This is a genomic window from Mesorhizobium sp. M9A.F.Ca.ET.002.03.1.2 (assembly GCF_003952365.1).
Lineage (GTDB): Bacteria > Pseudomonadota > Alphaproteobacteria > Rhizobiales > Rhizobiaceae > Mesorhizobium.
This window is the reverse complement of the sequence record NZ_CP034443.1, coordinates 6,216,357-6,232,502: the sequence shown is the minus strand read 5'-3', so window position 1 is coordinate 6,232,502 and position 16,146 is coordinate 6,216,357. Positions and strand designations below refer to the sequence as shown.

16 protein-coding genes are annotated in these 16,146 nt (G+C 61.5%); 11 read left to right on the top strand and 5 right to left on the bottom strand.

The genetic code is table 11. The features are described from left to right. Positions 1 to 5: 5 nt before the first annotated feature. On the bottom strand, positions 6 to 1,172 hold the full coding sequence (locus EJ066_RS30320) for a mandelate racemase/muconate lactonizing enzyme family protein (protein WP_126043551.1): 1,167 nt from the start codon (positions 1,170 to 1,172) through the stop codon (positions 6 to 8). Positions 1,173 to 1,230: 58 nt separating this feature from the next. Next, positions 1,231 to 1,941, bottom strand: a complete 711-nt coding sequence (locus EJ066_RS30315; protein WP_126043550.1) for a GntR family transcriptional regulator — start codon at positions 1,939 to 1,941, stop codon at positions 1,231 to 1,233. Between the two features lie 213 nt (positions 1,942 to 2,154). Between EJ066_RS30315 and EJ066_RS30310 the strand changes: the two genes are divergently transcribed. The 6 genes from EJ066_RS30310 to EJ066_RS30285 all read left to right on the top strand — a co-directional run bounded on the left by EJ066_RS30310 (position 2,155) and on the right by EJ066_RS30285 (position 8,739). Continuing rightward, positions 2,155 to 3,633 (top strand): sugar ABC transporter substrate-binding protein, encoded by a 1,479-nt coding sequence (locus tag EJ066_RS30310; RefSeq protein WP_126043549.1) that lies wholly within the window; start codon positions 2,155 to 2,157, stop codon positions 3,631 to 3,633. A gap of 181 nt (positions 3,634 to 3,814) precedes the next feature. After that, positions 3,815 to 4,774, top strand: a complete 960-nt coding sequence (locus EJ066_RS30305; protein ID WP_126043548.1) for a sugar ABC transporter permease — start codon at positions 3,815 to 3,817, stop codon at positions 4,772 to 4,774. Continuing rightward, a complete protein-coding gene (locus tag EJ066_RS30300) occupies positions 4,771 to 5,661 on the top strand; it encodes a carbohydrate ABC transporter permease (protein ID WP_126043547.1) in 891 nt (296 codons plus the stop codon). Before EJ066_RS30305 ends, EJ066_RS30300 begins: the two co-directional genes overlap by 4 nt. 10 nt (positions 5,662 to 5,671) lie before the next feature. After that, a complete protein-coding gene (locus tag EJ066_RS30295; RefSeq protein ID WP_126043546.1) occupies positions 5,672 to 6,769 on the top strand; it encodes an ABC transporter ATP-binding protein in 1,098 nt (365 codons plus the stop codon). A 33-nt stretch (positions 6,770 to 6,802) separates the two neighbouring features. Beyond that, a complete protein-coding gene (locus EJ066_RS30290; protein ID WP_126043545.1) occupies positions 6,803 to 7,966 on the top strand; it encodes a mandelate racemase/muconate lactonizing enzyme family protein in 1,164 nt (387 codons plus the stop codon). A gap of 23 nt (positions 7,967 to 7,989) precedes the next feature. Continuing rightward, positions 7,990 to 8,739, top strand: coding sequence for a ribonuclease activity regulator RraA (locus EJ066_RS30285; RefSeq protein WP_126043544.1), 750 nt, complete (start codon positions 7,990 to 7,992; stop codon positions 8,737 to 8,739). A gap of 102 nt (positions 8,740 to 8,841) precedes the next feature. Here the strand turns inward: EJ066_RS30285 and EJ066_RS30280 are convergent, their stop codons facing one another. After that, positions 8,842 to 9,513 carry a 3-oxoacid CoA-transferase subunit B gene (locus EJ066_RS30280; protein WP_126043543.1) on the bottom strand — a complete coding sequence of 224 codons (672 nt, stop codon included), beginning with the start codon at positions 9,511 to 9,513 and terminating at the stop codon, positions 8,842 to 8,844. After that, complete coding sequence (locus EJ066_RS30275) at positions 9,510 to 10,232, bottom strand: 3-oxoacid CoA-transferase subunit A (protein ID WP_126043542.1); 723 nt, start codon at positions 10,230 to 10,232, stop codon at positions 9,510 to 9,512. Before EJ066_RS30275 ends, EJ066_RS30280 begins: the two co-directional genes overlap by 4 nt. Before the next feature lie 135 nt (positions 10,233 to 10,367). Here EJ066_RS30275 and EJ066_RS30270 point away from each other — a divergent pair, with 135 nt between their 5' ends. Continuing rightward, positions 10,368 to 11,129, top strand: a complete 762-nt coding sequence (locus EJ066_RS30270; RefSeq protein ID WP_126043541.1) for an IclR family transcriptional regulator C-terminal domain-containing protein — start codon at positions 10,368 to 10,370, stop codon at positions 11,127 to 11,129. 232 nt (positions 11,130 to 11,361) lie between these two features. Here EJ066_RS30270 and EJ066_RS30265 read toward each other — a convergent pair whose 3' ends face one another. Further along, positions 11,362 to 12,030, bottom strand: a complete 669-nt coding sequence (locus EJ066_RS30265; protein WP_126043540.1) for a TetR/AcrR family transcriptional regulator — start codon at positions 12,028 to 12,030, stop codon at positions 11,362 to 11,364. A 215-nt stretch (positions 12,031 to 12,245) separates the two neighbouring features. On the opposite strand from EJ066_RS30265, the gene EJ066_RS30260 reads away from it, so the two are divergent. The 4 genes from EJ066_RS30260 to EJ066_RS30245 all read left to right on the top strand — a co-directional run bounded on the left by EJ066_RS30260 (position 12,246) and on the right by EJ066_RS30245 (position 16,138). Beyond that, positions 12,246 to 13,154 carry a shikimate dehydrogenase gene (locus tag EJ066_RS30260; RefSeq protein WP_126043539.1) on the top strand — a complete coding sequence of 303 codons (909 nt, stop codon included), beginning with the start codon at positions 12,246 to 12,248 and terminating at the stop codon, positions 13,152 to 13,154. Next, the gene (gene dctP, locus EJ066_RS30255; protein ID WP_126043538.1) at positions 13,151 to 14,137 is read left to right on the top strand and encodes a TRAP transporter substrate-binding protein DctP; all 987 of its coding nucleotides are present in this window, start codon (positions 13,151 to 13,153) and stop codon (positions 14,135 to 14,137) included. The genes EJ066_RS30260 and dctP overlap by 4 nt, the downstream gene beginning before the upstream one ends. Positions 14,138 to 14,321: 184 nt before the next feature. Then, positions 14,322 to 14,840, top strand: a complete 519-nt coding sequence (locus tag EJ066_RS30250; protein WP_126043537.1) for a TRAP transporter small permease subunit — start codon at positions 14,322 to 14,324, stop codon at positions 14,838 to 14,840. Beyond that, a complete protein-coding gene (locus tag EJ066_RS30245) occupies positions 14,837 to 16,138 on the top strand; it encodes a TRAP transporter large permease (RefSeq protein ID WP_126043536.1) in 1,302 nt (433 codons plus the stop codon). The genes EJ066_RS30250 and EJ066_RS30245 overlap by 4 nt, the downstream gene beginning before the upstream one ends. The last annotated feature ends 8 nt before the right edge of the window (positions 16,139 to 16,146 follow it).

Below are 16,146 nucleotides of genomic sequence, written 5' to 3'. Positions count from 1 at the left end.
CGTTGCTAGCCCAGCTCAATCTCGTGGGCCTGCAGATAGTCGCGATTCATCTCAACACCCAGACCAGGCTTCGGCGTCAGCTTGAGGCTGCCGTTCGAATTGTCGAGTGGTCTGTCGATGAGGTGATCGTATTTGCCCAGGTTCCACTCCGACGTTTCGAGTTTGTAGAAGTTGGGAACGGTCATCATCACCTGCGCTCCCGCAACCACGTTGATCGGTCCCGCGGCGTCATGTGGCGAGATCGGGACATAGTAGGCTTCGCATAGGGCAGAAATCTTCTTGAGCTCGGTAATGCCGCCGGTCCAGGTGACATCCGGCATGACGTAGTCAGCGAGCTTGTTCTCAAGTACCGGCACGAAATCCCACTTCGTGTGGCCGCGCTCGCCCCATGAGATAGCGACACTGACCTTCTCACGCACCTGCTTGAGGGCGTTAAGGCTCTCGGGCGGGCAGGGCTCCTCAAACCAGTCGATCTGGCCGGCTTCCTCGAGGCTACGACAAAGGCGAATGGCGGTAGGAACGTCGAAGCGGCCATGCGCATCGATGAGAATGTCGACATCTGGCCCCGCCGTTTCGCGGATCAGAGCCGTGAGTTCGGCGGCTTCGCGCTCGTCCTTGCGGGTCATGCTGCCATCGAGGTAACCGTCCCGCTGTTCGCGGGACAGGCCATCGGCGCTGCGGCCCTGGTGGGGGTAAGGATCGAACTTGAGCGCAGTGTGTCCGGACTCGACGATGTCCAAGATTTCGCGGACCACGGCTTCCTTGCTGGTGAATTTGGCCTGGTTGGGATGGGTGTAGAGTGCGATTTCATCGCGTACTGGTCCGCCCAGCAGCTCGTAAATCGGCTTGCCGAGGACTTTGCCCCGGATGTCCCAGAGGGCTATATCGATGGCGCTCACGCATTCGACGGCCGCGCCGCGGCTGCCCATATAGGTGAAGCTGCGGAAAATCTTGTGCCAGAGATACTCGATACGCGCAGGGTCCTCGCCCGCCACGGCGACACCGATCTGCCGCAGGATCGTACAGAGCGCCCGGTTGGCGAGCTTGGTGGTGGTGGTGATCTCTCCCCAGCCACTCACTCCCTCGTCGGTCGTCACCTCGACGAACAGGAACTCGCCCCAATAGGAAGCATCGGACTTGATCAGCCACGGCCGAATGCTCGTGATTTTCATTTCAATTACCTTTATCTGAAAGGGTCAGGCTAACGATGTTTTAGACCGGACCTTCGTCCTATCCGGCCCGAGCGGCGTTGCGTGCACGCATCTGTTCGAGAATATGCCGCCCGGAACCCTCGACATGGCGGGAAACGAGTTCAGCCGCCTTGTCGGCTTCTCCCGCCTTCACGTGCGCGATGAGTTCGCGGTGCTCGCGCATGATCGCAGCACGCCGCGCGAGCGTGAAATTGAAACGCCGGCTCACGGCTCGCAGCACTTCGCGATGCTTCCACCAGAGCTCGGCGGCATGGCGGTTATAGTGCCGCTGGTACATCACGGTGTGGAAGGCGGTATCCAGTTCACTGTGCCTGAACGTGTCGGCGAAGTTGTTCTCTTCGATCAGGCCCTGGATACGTTCGAGTTCGGCAATGTCCTCGCCGGTGGCCATATTCACAAACCATCGCGTCAGGGCCGGCTCGATCAGGACGCCGATCTCGTAGATGTCCCGGACAAAATCCTGATCTATGGGTCGGACGCGCGCCCCGCGGTTGGCGACAAAGGTGACGAAGCCCTCCCCACGCAACAGCTGCAGCGCCTCGCGCACTGGGTTGGTCGATGTGCCGTGACGCCGGGCGAGATCGGTGACCACAAGCCGTTCGTTGGCGGCGAGCCGTCCCTCAATGATGTCTTCCCTGATCCGTTCATAAAGCGAGGCGCCCTCGCTGGAGGCCCCGATGGGATCAATCCCCACAGGTGGCATGGCTTTGAAATCGCTTATTTCGGCCAAGGCCGGCTCCTTTATCATACACGCACTGCCCGATATCACGCACGGATTCTCCAAACAATGTACGATCCAACGCGTTGACAGGCAATCCACGATCTGAAAACGTATCAATTGATCGAAGGGATACATAGAACAGAAAGGTGCATCCCGGCGATCAAACAAGCAAGGACCGCTTGCCTCGGTGCAGAGCGGCATGGGAGAACCAGGAGGATACCTATGACGAGGATTACACTCGGCAGTGCGGTCCTGCGCGGCACTGTCGTCACTGTTTTGATGGCATCGCTGATGTCCACATCGGCGCTGGGTGCGCCGCCGGTCGACCTGAGCAAGTGGTCGCCGGAATATGTGCGCTCCATCGCGGGCACACAGAATTTTGACACGGCGGCCGATTGCGCCAAGGTCACCCCGCTCGACTATAAGGGGCGACTGACTTTCTGGTATCAGGGCGTGTTCGAGGGCGACCCCGACCTCCTGCGCCAGTACTACAAGGATTTCTTCGACACCTTCCGCAAGACCTATCCGAACATCCAGCTCGAGGAACAAGCCCTCACCTATAACGACCTTCTTGACAAGTTCCGCACGGCGCTCCTGGGCAATGCCGCGCCGATGGCGGTCCGCCTGCAAATCCTGGGTGGTACCGAGTTCGCGTCAAAGGGCTATCTGGAGCCGCTCAAACCCGAGGATGTGGGCTATTCCACCGATGATTTCTGGCCCGGCGCCATGAAGGCCGTGACCTGGGAGGGCGTACCCTACGGCATTCCGACCAACAACGAGACGATGGCGTTCATCTGGAACGCCGACATCTTCAAGCGGGCGGGCCTCGATCCGGACAAGCCGCCGGCAACCTGGGACGACGTCGTCAAATATTCCAAGCAGATCCACGACAAGCTCGGCATTGCCGGCTACGGCCTCGTGGCTCGCAAGAATGCCGGCAATACGCCGTACCGCTTCATGCCACAGCTGTGGGCCTATGGCGGCGGCGTCTTCGACGAAGCCACCGCGAACCCGACCTATGAGGAGGTCGAGCTCGATAGCCCGCAGAGCAAGGCGGCGCTGCAAGCCTCGTACGACATGTATGTTCGCGACAAGTCGGTTCCGGTTTCGGCACTCACCAACCAGCAGGCCGATAACCAACCCCTGTTCGTCGCCGGCCAGCTTGGCATGATGATCTCGCACCCGTCCGACTACGACGTGATGCTCGACCTGCAGAAGAAGGCGACGGGCACCGACAAGGACAAGGCGCAGACCGTCATCGACAACATGCGCTACGGCCTGATTCCGACTGGCCCCGACGGCAAGCGCGCCGTCGTGTTCGGCGGCTCGAACATTCACATCCTGAAGCCCGAATATGTCGAGGGCGGCAAGGTAGACGAGCCGGCTGCAAAGGCTATCATCTGCATGTGGACGAGCCCTGAATGGTCGCTGAAGATGGCCTACGCCGGCTCGAACCCGGGCAACCTTAACGGCTTCAAGACCAAATGGATGAAGGAACGTCTCGACAACATCGAGTTCCTCGATGTCACGACCTCGATGCTGCCATACGGCATCCCGTTCCCAGCGCTGCCGCAGGCCCCCGAGATCATGAACATCATCGTCCCGGACATGCTGCAGAATGCCCTGACCGGAGCGATGACCGTCGACCAGGCAGCGGACGACGCGGCCAAGAGGGTAAAAGAGCTGATGGGCGGACTGTAAGAGCAATTCACCGTTTCACGGAAACGGTGAACTGCTCTATCCGTTTGTTTTGACGCAATTCCGGACGGAAAACCGTTTCACACTTTTCCTGGAATTGCTCCAGTCCAAGCCTGACCTGTGATCTGACCGGCTGCGCCGATAGTGCAGCCGGTTTCGTTCCGAAGAACAAGGGCACGCCACAGTGACGATCGTGACCGGCAAGGCCGAGGCTCGCCGAACATTGCAACCCGGTAGATCCGGCGTGCTGCGGAGTATCTGGGAGCATCGCGCCGACTACGCGTACGTGCTTCCCGCGATCGCCGTGATGCTCATCGTCATCGCCTATCCGATCTACTACACGATCGAGCTGTCGTTCTTCAAGACGCCGCCTGGGCTGCAGCTCCGTGACAAGACCTTCATCGGCTTCGACAACTACACGACCATCCTCACCAGCGAGGTGTTCTGGGCAGTCACCTGGAACACTCTGATCTGGACACTGGGGTCCACTTTGATCTCCTTTGTCCTCGGGTTTGCCACGGCGCTGGCGCTCCACCGCGACTTTATCGGCCGTGGTGTCTTGCGCGCCACCCTGATCATTCCCTGGGTCATCAGCGCGGTCGCCGCCTCCTATATCTGGAAGTGGATCTACCATTCGGACTTCGGGATCATCGGCGCGGTGCTCGTCGGCCTCGGGTTGGCCGATCGGCCGCCGAATTTCATCGACAACGTCAGCACGGTGCTGCCCTCCTTGATCATCGTCAATATCTGGCGCGAGTTTCCGTTTGCCATGATCATGATGATGGCCGGCCTGCAGACAGTCCCCGACCAGTTGCTGCGCGCCGCAAAAGTCGACGGGGCCAATGCATGGCAGCGCTTCTGGCACGTCACCTTCCCGCATTTGCGCAACGTCTCGGTGGTGACCATCCTGCTGCTTGCAGTGGCCAACTTCAATTCCTTCATCATCCCCTGGATCATGACCGGCGGCGGGCCGTCGAACGCATCGCATATCTGGATAACCCACATTTACGAACTCGCCTTCGGCCGGCAGCGCTGGGGCGTGGCATCGGCCTATTCGGTGCTCCTGTTCCTCATCCTGATGACGCTGGGCTACTTCTACGTCCGTGCGCTAAGCGGCAACGAGCGGAAAGAGGGGAGCTCATGAGCACGATTGCAGAGACAGCCTTTAGGGGCCGGACCCGTCGCCACATGCGGGTCGACGGATGGCGGTGGGCCGGGCGCCTCTTCCTCGTGTTCATGCTGCTTTACACCGCGGTGCCGATGATCTGGATGCTGATCACCTCGATCAAGTCCGGGTTCGCGGCGACGCAGTTCCCGCCGCAATGGTGGCCGGACGAGCCTACCCTCGCCAGCTACCAGAAGCTGCTCGATCCGCAGAACAGCGTCGGCCAGGACTTCCTCCGCTTTTTCTGGAACAGCCTTTTCGTGTCGACCGTCACGACAATCCTTTCCGTGATCGTGGCTGTTCCCGCGGCCTACGCGTTTTCGCGCTTCAGTTTCCCCGGCCGGAACTTCCTGTTCTTCGCCGTGCTGCTGCGCAACATGTTCCCGGCGGTGATCTTTCTCGTGCCGCTCTTCATCCTGATGCGCGTGCTCGGGCTGATGAACACGCATGGCTCGCTGATTCTCACCTATCTCACCTTCGGCCTGCCGCTGGCGATCTGGCTGCTCAAGGGCTTTTACGACAACATCCCGGTGCAGCTCGAGCAGGCGGCGCGCATCGATGGCGCAACGCGGTTCCAGGCCTTCATCCTGATCGTGATGCCGCTCTCGACGCCGGGGATCATCGCTACCGCGATCTATTCCTTCATCGGCGCGTGGAACGAGTACATCTACGCCTACACCTTCCTCTCCAAGAACGACCAGTTGACCCTGCCAGTCGGCATCCAGCGCTTCTTCTCGGAAAATACGACGGACTTTCCAGGCCTGATGGCCGCCAGCTTTATGATGAGCGTGCCCGTCGTGGTGCTTTTCCTCGTCCTGCAACGATACTTCGTACGCGCCCTAACGGAAGGCGCGGTCAAGCACTAGGGAGTTGCCGATGGCCCACGTGGTCCTCAAAGATCTCGTCAAGACCTATGGCACTTTCAAAGCCGTCAACGACGTTTCGCTGACGGTCAATGACGGTGAGTTTGTCGCGCTCGTCGGGCCTTCAGGTTGCGGCAAGACAACCACGCTCAATCTCGTTGCGGGGCTGACCCCGATCACATCGGGCGACATCGTCATCGGGGACCGGGTGGTCAACGACCTTGATCCCAAGGACCGCGACATCGCAATGGTGTTCCAGAACTACGCGCTCTACCCGCAGAAATCGGTCTACAAGAACCTGGCGTTCCCGCTGCAGATGCGCAAGCTGCCCAGGGACGAGATCGACAAGAAGGTCAAGGAAGCGGCACGCGTGCTCGACATGACCGAACTCCTCGAGCGCAAGCCTCGTGAACTCTCAGGCGGGCAACAGCAGCGCGTGGCACTAGGCCGCGCCCTCGTTCGAGACCCGGCGGTTTTCCTGATGGACGAGCCGCTCTCCAATCTCGACGCAAAGCTGCGCGTGCAGATGCGGTCCGAAATCAAGCGATTCCATCAGGACCTGAAGGCGACAATCATCTATGTGACGCACGACCAGCTCGAGGCCGTGACCATGGCAGACAGGATGGCCGTGATGAACGGCGGCTATCTGCAGCAATACGATTCGCCGGCGCAGGTCTTTGCCCATCCGGTGAACATGTTCGTCGCCAGCTTCATCGGCAGCCCGGCGATGAGCCTTATTCCGCTGGAGGCATCGACGGCAAACGGCAGCACTGTGTTGACCAGCGCGGAGGGCTGGAGCCTTCAGCTCTCGCCGCGCAACGTCCAGAAGGTCGCGAGAGCAACGACTGGGAAGGTCGTGCTCGGAGCGCGACACTCGACGATCAAGCTGCACAAGAGCGCGGTCCCCGGTGCCATTCCGGCCAAGGCCTATACGGTGGAACCAACCGGAGACGTCACCTTCGTCCAGGCGTTCCTCTCCGGCGCCATCGTCAACATCAGCGTGTCCCCCAACGTCGCCGTCGCGCCCGACGAGCAGATCTGGCTCGAGTTCGATCAGGAGCGGATGCATCTGTTCGACGGCGAAACTGAAATGGCCCTCAAGGCCAACTGAGGCAGGGCGCGTTCGTTTGGGAACCGTGGCTAGATGACTGAGAAGCTCAAGATCACCGCGATCAAGCCATATGCGATATGGGTAGGGACACGTAACCAGATGCTCGTCAAAGTCGAGACCGACCGGGGCATCTTCGGCTGGGGCGAGAGCGGCTTGAGCGGTCGCGAGAGGGCCGTGGCCGGCGCGGTCGAGCACTATCGCGAGTTTCTCATCGGCCGCGACCCGATGCAGATCGGCCGGATCTGGCAGGAGGTTTATCGCAGCCAATACTTCGAAGGCGGGCGCGTTCTTCAGGCGGCGATTTCCGCCATCGACATCGCCCTTCACGACATTAAGGGCAAGGCGCTTGGGGTGCCGGTCTACGAACTGCTGGGCGGCAAGCAGCGCGACCGGGTCCCCACCTTCGCCTCGACAGGCGACGAGGCCGAGGGCGATGTTGCCATCGAACGAGCCCGCGAACTGCGTACACAGGGGTGGCAGGCGATCCGCCTCTTTCCCGTCGGGCAAAACAGCAGGGACATCTTCGAGCCGCGCGAGTCGATCGGCGCTACCGCGAACATGCTAAACAAGGCACGCGAGGCGCTGGGCGACGACGTCGTCCTCGGCATCGACTATCATCACCGGCTGTCGGTGGCAGAGGCGGCGAGCTTCTGCAACAAGCTCGGCCGCGGCGTACTTGATTTCATCGAGGAGCCGATACGGGACGAGACACCGGAAGCCTACGAATCCCTGCGTACGATGACCGACATCCCCTTTGCCATCGGCGAGGAATTTGCCAGCAAGTGGCAGTTCCTGCCCTACATCGAGCGCGGCATCCACCAGTTCAACCGGCTCGATGTTTGCAATGTCGGCGGGCTCACCGAGGCGATGAAAGTCGCTGGCTGGAGCGAGGCGCACTATGTGGACCTGATGCCGCACAATCCCCTTGGTCCAGTGTGCACGGCCGCGACCGTGCATCTCGCCTGCGCGGTACCCAACTTCGCGTGGCTTGAGACCAGGGAGCCCGAAAGAAATCTGGGCTTCGACAATTCCGACTTCTTCCCCGTGCAGCCACGGCTCGACGGCCCCGATTATCCGGTCAGCGACCTGCCGGGGCTCGGCGTCGAGGTCAACGAAAAGGCCGTCCAGGCGCAGAGCCTGCGTTTCTGGGAAGCGCCTCACCTTAAGCGCCGCGACGGTTCTGTTACCAACTGGTAGTTCCCTTTCAACCGGAGTCCACAATGACGCACATCCCCGATATCACGAGGCCTCCTAAGGACTTAGTCGACGCACTCAGGGAGATCGGCGCCGCAACGGTGGCCGGCACGCTTGGCCACATGGGCTTCCGCAATCCGCATATGGTCGGCCCGGTGGCGCAGAACCATGGGAAGTCGATCGTCGGGCCGGCGCTGACGCTGCAGTTCCTCCCGCAGCGGCCGGACCTGTTCACCGAGGGAGAATATGCCGATCCGGAGACGCAATTGCACCGGCACGTGCTCTATCACGCGCAGGAGGGCGATGTGGTCGTGGTCGATGCGCGCGGCGATATGAGCTCGGGCGTCTTCGGCGATATGATGTCGACATATTTCAAGGGCAGGGGCGGCGCGGGTATCGTCATCGACGGGTGCATGCGCGACCGGCCCAATGTCGAAAAGCTCGATCTGCCGCTATGGCTGCGCGGCTGGACGCCAAATTATCATGTGCAGACCAGCATCTATCCCAATGCCGTCAACGTTCCGATTGCCTGCGGCGGTGTCACGGTGATCCCCGGCGACATCATCGTCGCCGACGACGACGGGGTGGTAGTGCTTCCCGTCGCAATGGCCGCAAAGGTGATCGAAGAATCACAGAGGCATCACGATTGGGAGGAGTTCTCACGAGTGAAGCTCATGGAGGGCGCGCCGTTGCAACGATATTATCCTCTGCATGACGATGCCCGCGGGGAGTACGAGGAGTGGCGCAAAACAAATCGCTTGGAAAACCCCAGTTAGCGCATGGATTACCCTGCGGCGTCGGCGCGAACCGCAGATAGCGATCCACCGAGGCGACCGATTGGAGTGCGCACGTAATCGCAGATGAATGCTTCGGCCATGTCAGAGCTCCGGAACCGTCAAATCGGCGAGGTCGCCTTCAATGCGTAACTCAGCTCCGGTGAGCCGTTGCAATTCGTCAAGGCTGATGGTTGCCAGCTTTTCGCGAAGGACGAAGCGGGAAGCATCGATGTCGATGACGGCGAGGCTGGTGTAGACGCGAGTCACGCAGCCGACGCCCGTAAGCGGCAAACTGCAGCGCTTCATCAGCTTCGGCCGGCCGTCCTTGGTGACATGGTCGGTGATGACGGCCACGCGTTTTGCCCCATGTACGAGATCCATAGCCCCGCCGACCGCCGGAACTCCATTCGGGCCGGTGCTCCAATTGGCGAGATCGCCGGTTTCGGCCACTTCATAAGCGCCGAGGATCGCTACATCTAGATGACTGCCACGCACCATAGCAAAGCTGTCAGCGTGGTGGAAAAACGCCGCGCCCGGCTTCAGCGTCACCGCCTTCTTGCCGGCATTGATGAGGTCCCAGTCCTCTTTACCTGCGGGCGGCGCCTCACCGAAATTGAGGATGCCGTTTTCTGTGTGAAAGATCGCCTCGCGGCCCGGCGGCTGAAACTTGGCGACCATCTCGGGAAAGCCAATGCCGAGATTGACGTAGGCACCGTCCGCAATGTCCTGCGCCGCCCGCCAGGCAATCTGGGCGTTGGTGAGCTTAGCTGTCATGCGTATTCCACTCCCTCGCGGATCAGCGCCTCTTCCTGCCGGGCGTCGACCACCTCGACGATGCGGTCGACGAATATGCCGGGCGTTACCACATGCTCTGGATCGATGGCGCCGGGGTCGACGACCTTGTGCGCCTGCACCACGGTGATGCGCGCCGCCATCGCCATCAGCGGCGAGAAATTGCGCGCCGCCTTGCGATAGGTGAGATTGCCATGGCGGTCGGAGAGTTCCGCCTTGATCAGCCCTACGTCGGATTTCAGCCAGCGCTCCTGCACATAATTGCGGCCCTCGAACTCGGCGACCGGCTTTCCCCTGGCAAGATCGGTTCCGTAGGCGGCCGGCGTGTAGAAGGCCGGAATGCCCGCGCCGCCGGCGCGGATGCGCTCGGCCAGCGTACCCTGCGGCACGAGTTCCAGCTCGATCTCGCCGGCCAGATATTTCTCGGTGAAGGCGCGCGGATCGGACGAGCGCGGGAACGAGCACACCATCTTCGCCACCATTCCGCGATCTATCATGGCGGCGATGCCGATGCGGCCATTGCCGGCATTGTTGTTGATGACAGTCAGCCCCGTTGGGCTGCCGGTAGCGCGAAAGCGGTCGATCAGGGCGTGGATCAGCTCGATGGGCGCACCAGCGCCGCCGAAACCACCGATCATCACCGTCATGCCGTCTTCGATGCCGGCCACGGCTTCGGCCAGATCGGCGACTGTCTTGTCCATGTCAGCATCCTTTCTGGTCGAGCAAGCCCGTCGCTCGACCGTGCGGCCAATAAATGCAAGCACGAGCCTATCCGCAAGAAATTTTGTGCGATATAAGAGATTTGTTGAGATATCGCACAAAGCGGAGATCCGGTCATGACCGCAGGGGAACGCGACATCATGGGCGGACTGGCCAAGGGGTTGGCGGCGATCGAGACCTTCACCGCCCAGCGCCCGCGCCAATCGATCTCGGAGGTGTCGGCCGCCTCTGGGCTCGACCGGGCCACTGCGCGGCGCTGCCTGCTGACGCTGGCACATCTCGGCTACGCCGACTACGACGGGAAGTTCTTCACTCTGACACCGCGTGTGCTGCGGCTCGGCACGGCATGTCTTGCCACCATGCCGCTGCCCCAACTGGTACAGCCGTTGCTCGACAGTCTGTCGGAGCAACTGGGCGAAAGCTCCTCTGTCTCCATGCTCGATAGCCCCGACATCGTCTATGTGGCGCGCGCCGCACAGAAGAAAGTGATGTCGATCACTCTGATGCCGGGTTCCCGCCTGCCGGCCTATTGCACCTCGATGGGCCGGGTGCTGCTTGCTGCCCTTCCGGAGGCCGAAGCCCGTGCGTTGCTTGCCGCCACTCCGCTGCCCGCGCGCACTCCACACACGCTGACTGACCCCGAGGCTATCCTGACCGAACTGACCCAAGTACGAAGCCAGGGCTATGCGCTGATCGATCAGGAGGTAGAAACGGGTCTGCGCTCCATTGCCGTGCCCCTGTTCAACATGCAGGGCACAGTGGTCGCGGCGGTCAATGTCGGCGTCCCGGCAACTCAGGTCGGCGCGGCGGAACTGGTGCCACTCTATCTGTCCGCGCTACGCGGGCTCCAGTCAGAGTTGCGCGCCGTCATGCGTTAGACCAAAGGCAAGTTGAGAATGTGCGACCCCCTCATGGCGCGCGTTATAAGACCTTTGCGATCGATTTGACCAAAGTAAGTGTCCCTCGCGAAGCGAGTTCGCCGAGAGGCGCGGAACGGAACTGCTGGAATTTGGCTGGTACAATCGCGGCTACAACAACATTACACGACTTGGAGACCCAACAGCTACTTTCCCATCCCAGCCGTGGTGATGTCGTCCGACCCAGCAACGATCAGCAGCGCAAGCGCCGTTCCGGCTTCAGCGCAAGGCCGACCACCATTTCCACCATTTGTTTCTTGAGGGCTTCCTGCCCGTCGGCTCTGAAAAGGTCCGTGCCGAAAATGCGCGAGAAGGTGGCGCTGTTGGAGACATTGAAGAAGCTCATTGCGCTGATGTGCCAGTGCAATTGAAGCGGCGTCACGTCGTCGCGAAACAGACCTATCTCGCGGCCACGTCGGCAGATCGCCTCCAGCTTCTGTATGGCGCCGGCATTCAGCAGGCGGATCAGTTCGGATCGTTCCAGATAGGCGCCGTGGTGGATGTTCTCGATCATGACGATCCGGATGAAGTCCGGGTGGCGGCTGTGGTGGTCGAAGGTGAATTCCGCGAGCAGTTTCAAAGCCTCGACTGGCGGCAGGTGGTCGAGCTCCAGTTCCTGTTCGCCGGCACGGACCTCGCGATAGGCTTCTTCCAGGACCCGCCCATACAGCCTCTCCTTGTCGCCGAAATAATAGTAGATCATGCGCTTCGACGTGTTCGTCTTGGCTGAGATATCGTCGATGCGTGCCCCCGAGAGGCCGTTCGCGGCAAACTCCGCCATCGCCACGGCAAGGATGTTATTGCGCACGCCCGCGGGGTCCTGTTTCCAGCCGCTTCGTCCGTTTACCGGTTTGTCGTCCATAACAGGCCTGTCCTCCCGCGCGGGGTACTGCGACGCAGCTTACTTAGCAAATTAACCGGCTCGTACAAAGCTGTTGACGAAATTAACCAAACGGTACAAAGTGCGGATGTCGGGAGGAGCTTGCTGGCAAGACCGACATCCGGGAGGTCGCACTGACGTCATTTGCCGCCGATGCAGTAGCGGATAATCGAGATACGGCTCCCGATCCACAGCGTATGCTGGTGGGCCTGGTCGGGCGCGGCATTCAACTGTCGCGCACGCCGGCGATGCATCAGGCGGAGGGCAGGGCGCGGGGCATCGCCTACATCTACCGGCTTCTCGACGCCGACCGCATGGGCGACGGCACGCTCCGGCTGGAAGACATCCTCACTTTCGCCGGGCATTTCGGGTTCGACGGACTGAACGTCACCTTCCCTTACAAGCAGGAGATCATTCCGCTGCTTGACGAGGTGTCGGCGTCCGCGTCGGCGCTCGGCTCGGTCAACACCGTCGTGCTCAGTGGCGGCCGCCGGATCGGCCACAACACCGACTGGTGGGGTTTCATGGAGAGTTTCCGGCGCGGCATGGCGGGAGCGCCGCGCGACAGCGTCCTGCTGCTCGGAGCCGGCGGGGCGGGCGCGGCGGTGGCTCATGGTCTGCTCGAGCTCGGCGTCAGGCACCTGCTTGTCGGCGATATCGTGCATGCAAGGGCGGCGGCGCTCGCCGCGCGGCTCGGATCGCTGTTCGGGCCGGACCGGGTGACTGCTGTTTCCGACATTGCCGGGGCCGCGGCAACGGCCGACGGCATCGTCAACGCCACGCCGGTCGGCATGGCCAAGTTGCCTGGCATCCCGCTCGATCCGTCGCTGCTGCGGCGCGAGTGCTGGGTCGCCGACATCGTCTATTTCCCGCTCGAGACGGAACTGCTCGCCGCGGCGCGGCGATGCGGCTGCCGCACGCTTAACGGCGAGGGCATGGCGGTCCATCAGGCGGCGCGAGCCTTCGAACTTTTCACCGGCATTCAGCCGGACGTCGATCGGATGAGGGCCGCCTTCGCCGCCTTCGGCGACACGCCCGTTCCGAGACGGGCAGCTGCGGGTGAAACCCGCCAAGTCCATGAGAATGAAACAGGGAGGAAGACATGATTTTGAACGCAACCCGTCGCCAGTTTCTGGTCGGCACCGGTCTCGTGGCGACCGCCGCGGCGTTTCCGGCCTTTGCTCAAGAGAAGCCCAAGCTGCGTTTCTCCGCGGTGTTCTCTGAGCAGGACATCCGCGCCGAGATGATGAAAATGTTCGCCGACGCCATCAAGGACGACTTCACCTTCGAAGGCTACTACGGCGGCAATCTCTTCAAGCAGGGAACCGAGCTCGTTGCCATCCAGCGCGGCAACCTGGAAATGGGCAACATCGCGCCGCAAGACATCTCCAACCAGATCCCCGCCTGGTCGATCCTGACCGCCGGATATCTGTTCCGTGACGCCGCCCATCTCAAGGCTTTCTTCGCCAGCGATGCCGGCGCGGAGATGAAGCAGATGACCGAGGATCAGCTCGGCGTGAAAGTGCTCGGTCCGACCTATTTCGGCCTGCGCCAGGTCGGCCTTCGGGTCGACAAGGAAATCAAGACGCCGGCCGACATGGCGGGCATCAAACTGCGCATGCCCGGCGGTGACGCATGGCAGTTCCTCGGTGAGGCGCTCGGTGCCGATCCGACGCCGATGGCCTATGCCGAGGTTTATACCGGCCTCCAGACCGGCGCGGTCGACGGCCAGGACAACCCGCTGCCGAACGTCGAGAACATGAAGTTCTACGAAGTGATGAAGCAGATCGCCCTCACGTCGCACCTCGTCGGCTTCGACCTGCTGACCATGTCCAAGAAGGTCTGGGACGAGATGGGCGCCGAGAAACAGACCAAGTTCCAGGCGGCTGCGGACGCTGCGATCGATTTCTCGACCGAGAAGCACCTCGCCCGCGAGGCGGAGCTCGTCGAGCGCTTCAAGTCTGCCGGCCTGAAGATCTACGAGCCTGACGTCGCGGCCTTCCGCAGCCACGTCCAGGAGAAGTACCTCGCTTCGGACCTAGCAAAGAGCTGGCCCGAAGGCATGTTCGACAAGATCAACGCGCTCTAAAGCGTATCGCTTTGAAACGGATTCATGCGACGCGCTTTAGGTTTTGTTTTTATGCATGTCGTTGTCCCAAAACCGAGGTCACTTTTGGGCGACATGCATTAGGGACAGCGATCAGCGACCCCCGGCCGACGAGGCCGGTGGTCCCGCTCGTTGTACAGACGAGCAACGACTGGGAGGCAAGCCGATGTTGCAACGTGTGCGGCCCTTGGCGGGATGGCTCTATCGGCGCGGGGAGAACCTCATCGTCGTCATGATCGGTGTGATGTTCGTCGCTTTCCTGCTCCAGGTCATTTTCCGCTACGTCCTGCAGTGGCCGACCGGCTGGAGCAACGAGCTGACCGTCGTCCTTTGGATATGGGTCGTCCTGTTCGGCGCAGCCTTTGTGGTGCGTGAGGAAGAGGAGATCCGATTCGATTTGATCTATGGGGCCGTCGGCCCCCGCGCCCGACGCGTCATGACGTTGGCCTCCGCGGTCGCACTCGTCGCGATCTACAGTTACTCGTTTCCTGCCGTGTTCGACTACGTCACCTTCATGAAGGTACAGAAAACCGCCTATCTGAAGATCCGCTTCGACTGGCTGTTCTCGATCTATGTGATCTTTGTCCTTGCCGTGATCGCCCGTTACCTCTGGTTGGGATGGCGTGCGCTCAAGGATGCTGAGCCCGAAGAATTCGATCCCACCAAGGCGAGCTCTGGCGTATGACCTTTCTCGAGCCCTTCACGCTGGCGCTGATCTCCATCTGTGCTCTGGCGCTGCTTGGCCTGCCGATCGGCCACGCGATGATCGCCTCCTCGATCCTTTATTTGTGGCTCGCCGGGCTCGATATGGGAACGGCGGCCGAACAGATACTCAACAGCCTTTATACGGGGTATCTGCTGCTGGCTGTCCCCATGTTCATTCTTGCCGCCGAGATCATGAACGCCGGAACGATGACGGAGCGGCTTCTGCATTTCTGCAATGCCGTCGTCGGCCGGTTCCGCGGCGGCCTTGCCCAGGTCAACGTGCTGCAATCCCTCATCTTTGCGGGCATGTCGGGGTCGGCGATCGCCGACGCCGCCGGCACGGGCAAGATGATGCAGCATCTGATGACCAAGGACGACAGATATCCCGCGAGCTACGCCGCCGCGCTGACCGCGGCCTCCGCCGTGATCGCTCCCATCATCCCGCCTTCCATTCCGCTGGTCATCTATGCGCTCGTCTCGGACGCCTCGGTCGGCTTCCTGTTCATCGCCGGGATCGTGCCGGGCGTCATGCTGGCGCTGGCGCAGATGTCGATCGTGGCGATCGACGCGCGCCGGAAGAACTTCCCTGTCGAAAAGCCGGTGCCGCTACGCGAACTGCCGGGTCTGACCCTGGGGGCCCTGCCGGCGTTGATGCTACCGGTGGTTCTGCTCGTTGGCATCAGGGGTGGCGTGATGACGCCGACCGAGGCGGCGGCCGTGGCGGCGGGCTACGCGCTCCTCATCTCCGTCGCGATCTATCGCAGCGTGACCGTCCATCAGTTCTACCGGGCGCTGCTGAGCAGCGGGCGCACCACTGTTTCGATCGGTATGCTGCTGGCCGGCGCGATGGTGTTCAACTACGTGGTCACGGTCGAGAACATTCCTCAATCCCTGTCCGCGCTGCTGCTCGCCTGGGACTTGTCACCGACGCAGTTCCTCCTTCTCGTCAACCTGCTGCTTCTGCTTCTGGGTTGCTTGCTTGAAGGAACCACCATCCTGCTTGTCATCGTGCCGGTGCTGATCCCCACGGCGCGCGCCCTGGGCATCGACATGGTGCATTTTGGCGTCATGGTCGTCCTGAATATCATGCTCGGGCTCATCACGCCGCCCTACGGGCTTCTGCTTTTCATTATGACTCGCATCGCGGAGGTGCCGTTGCGCGACATCGTGCGCGACGTGCTGCCATTCCTTTCGGCGATGGTCGGTACGCTGGCGCTCATTACCTTCTTCCCCGAACTCGTGCTGTGGCTGCCGCGCCTCTTCGGCTACGGCGGCTGAACTGAAGG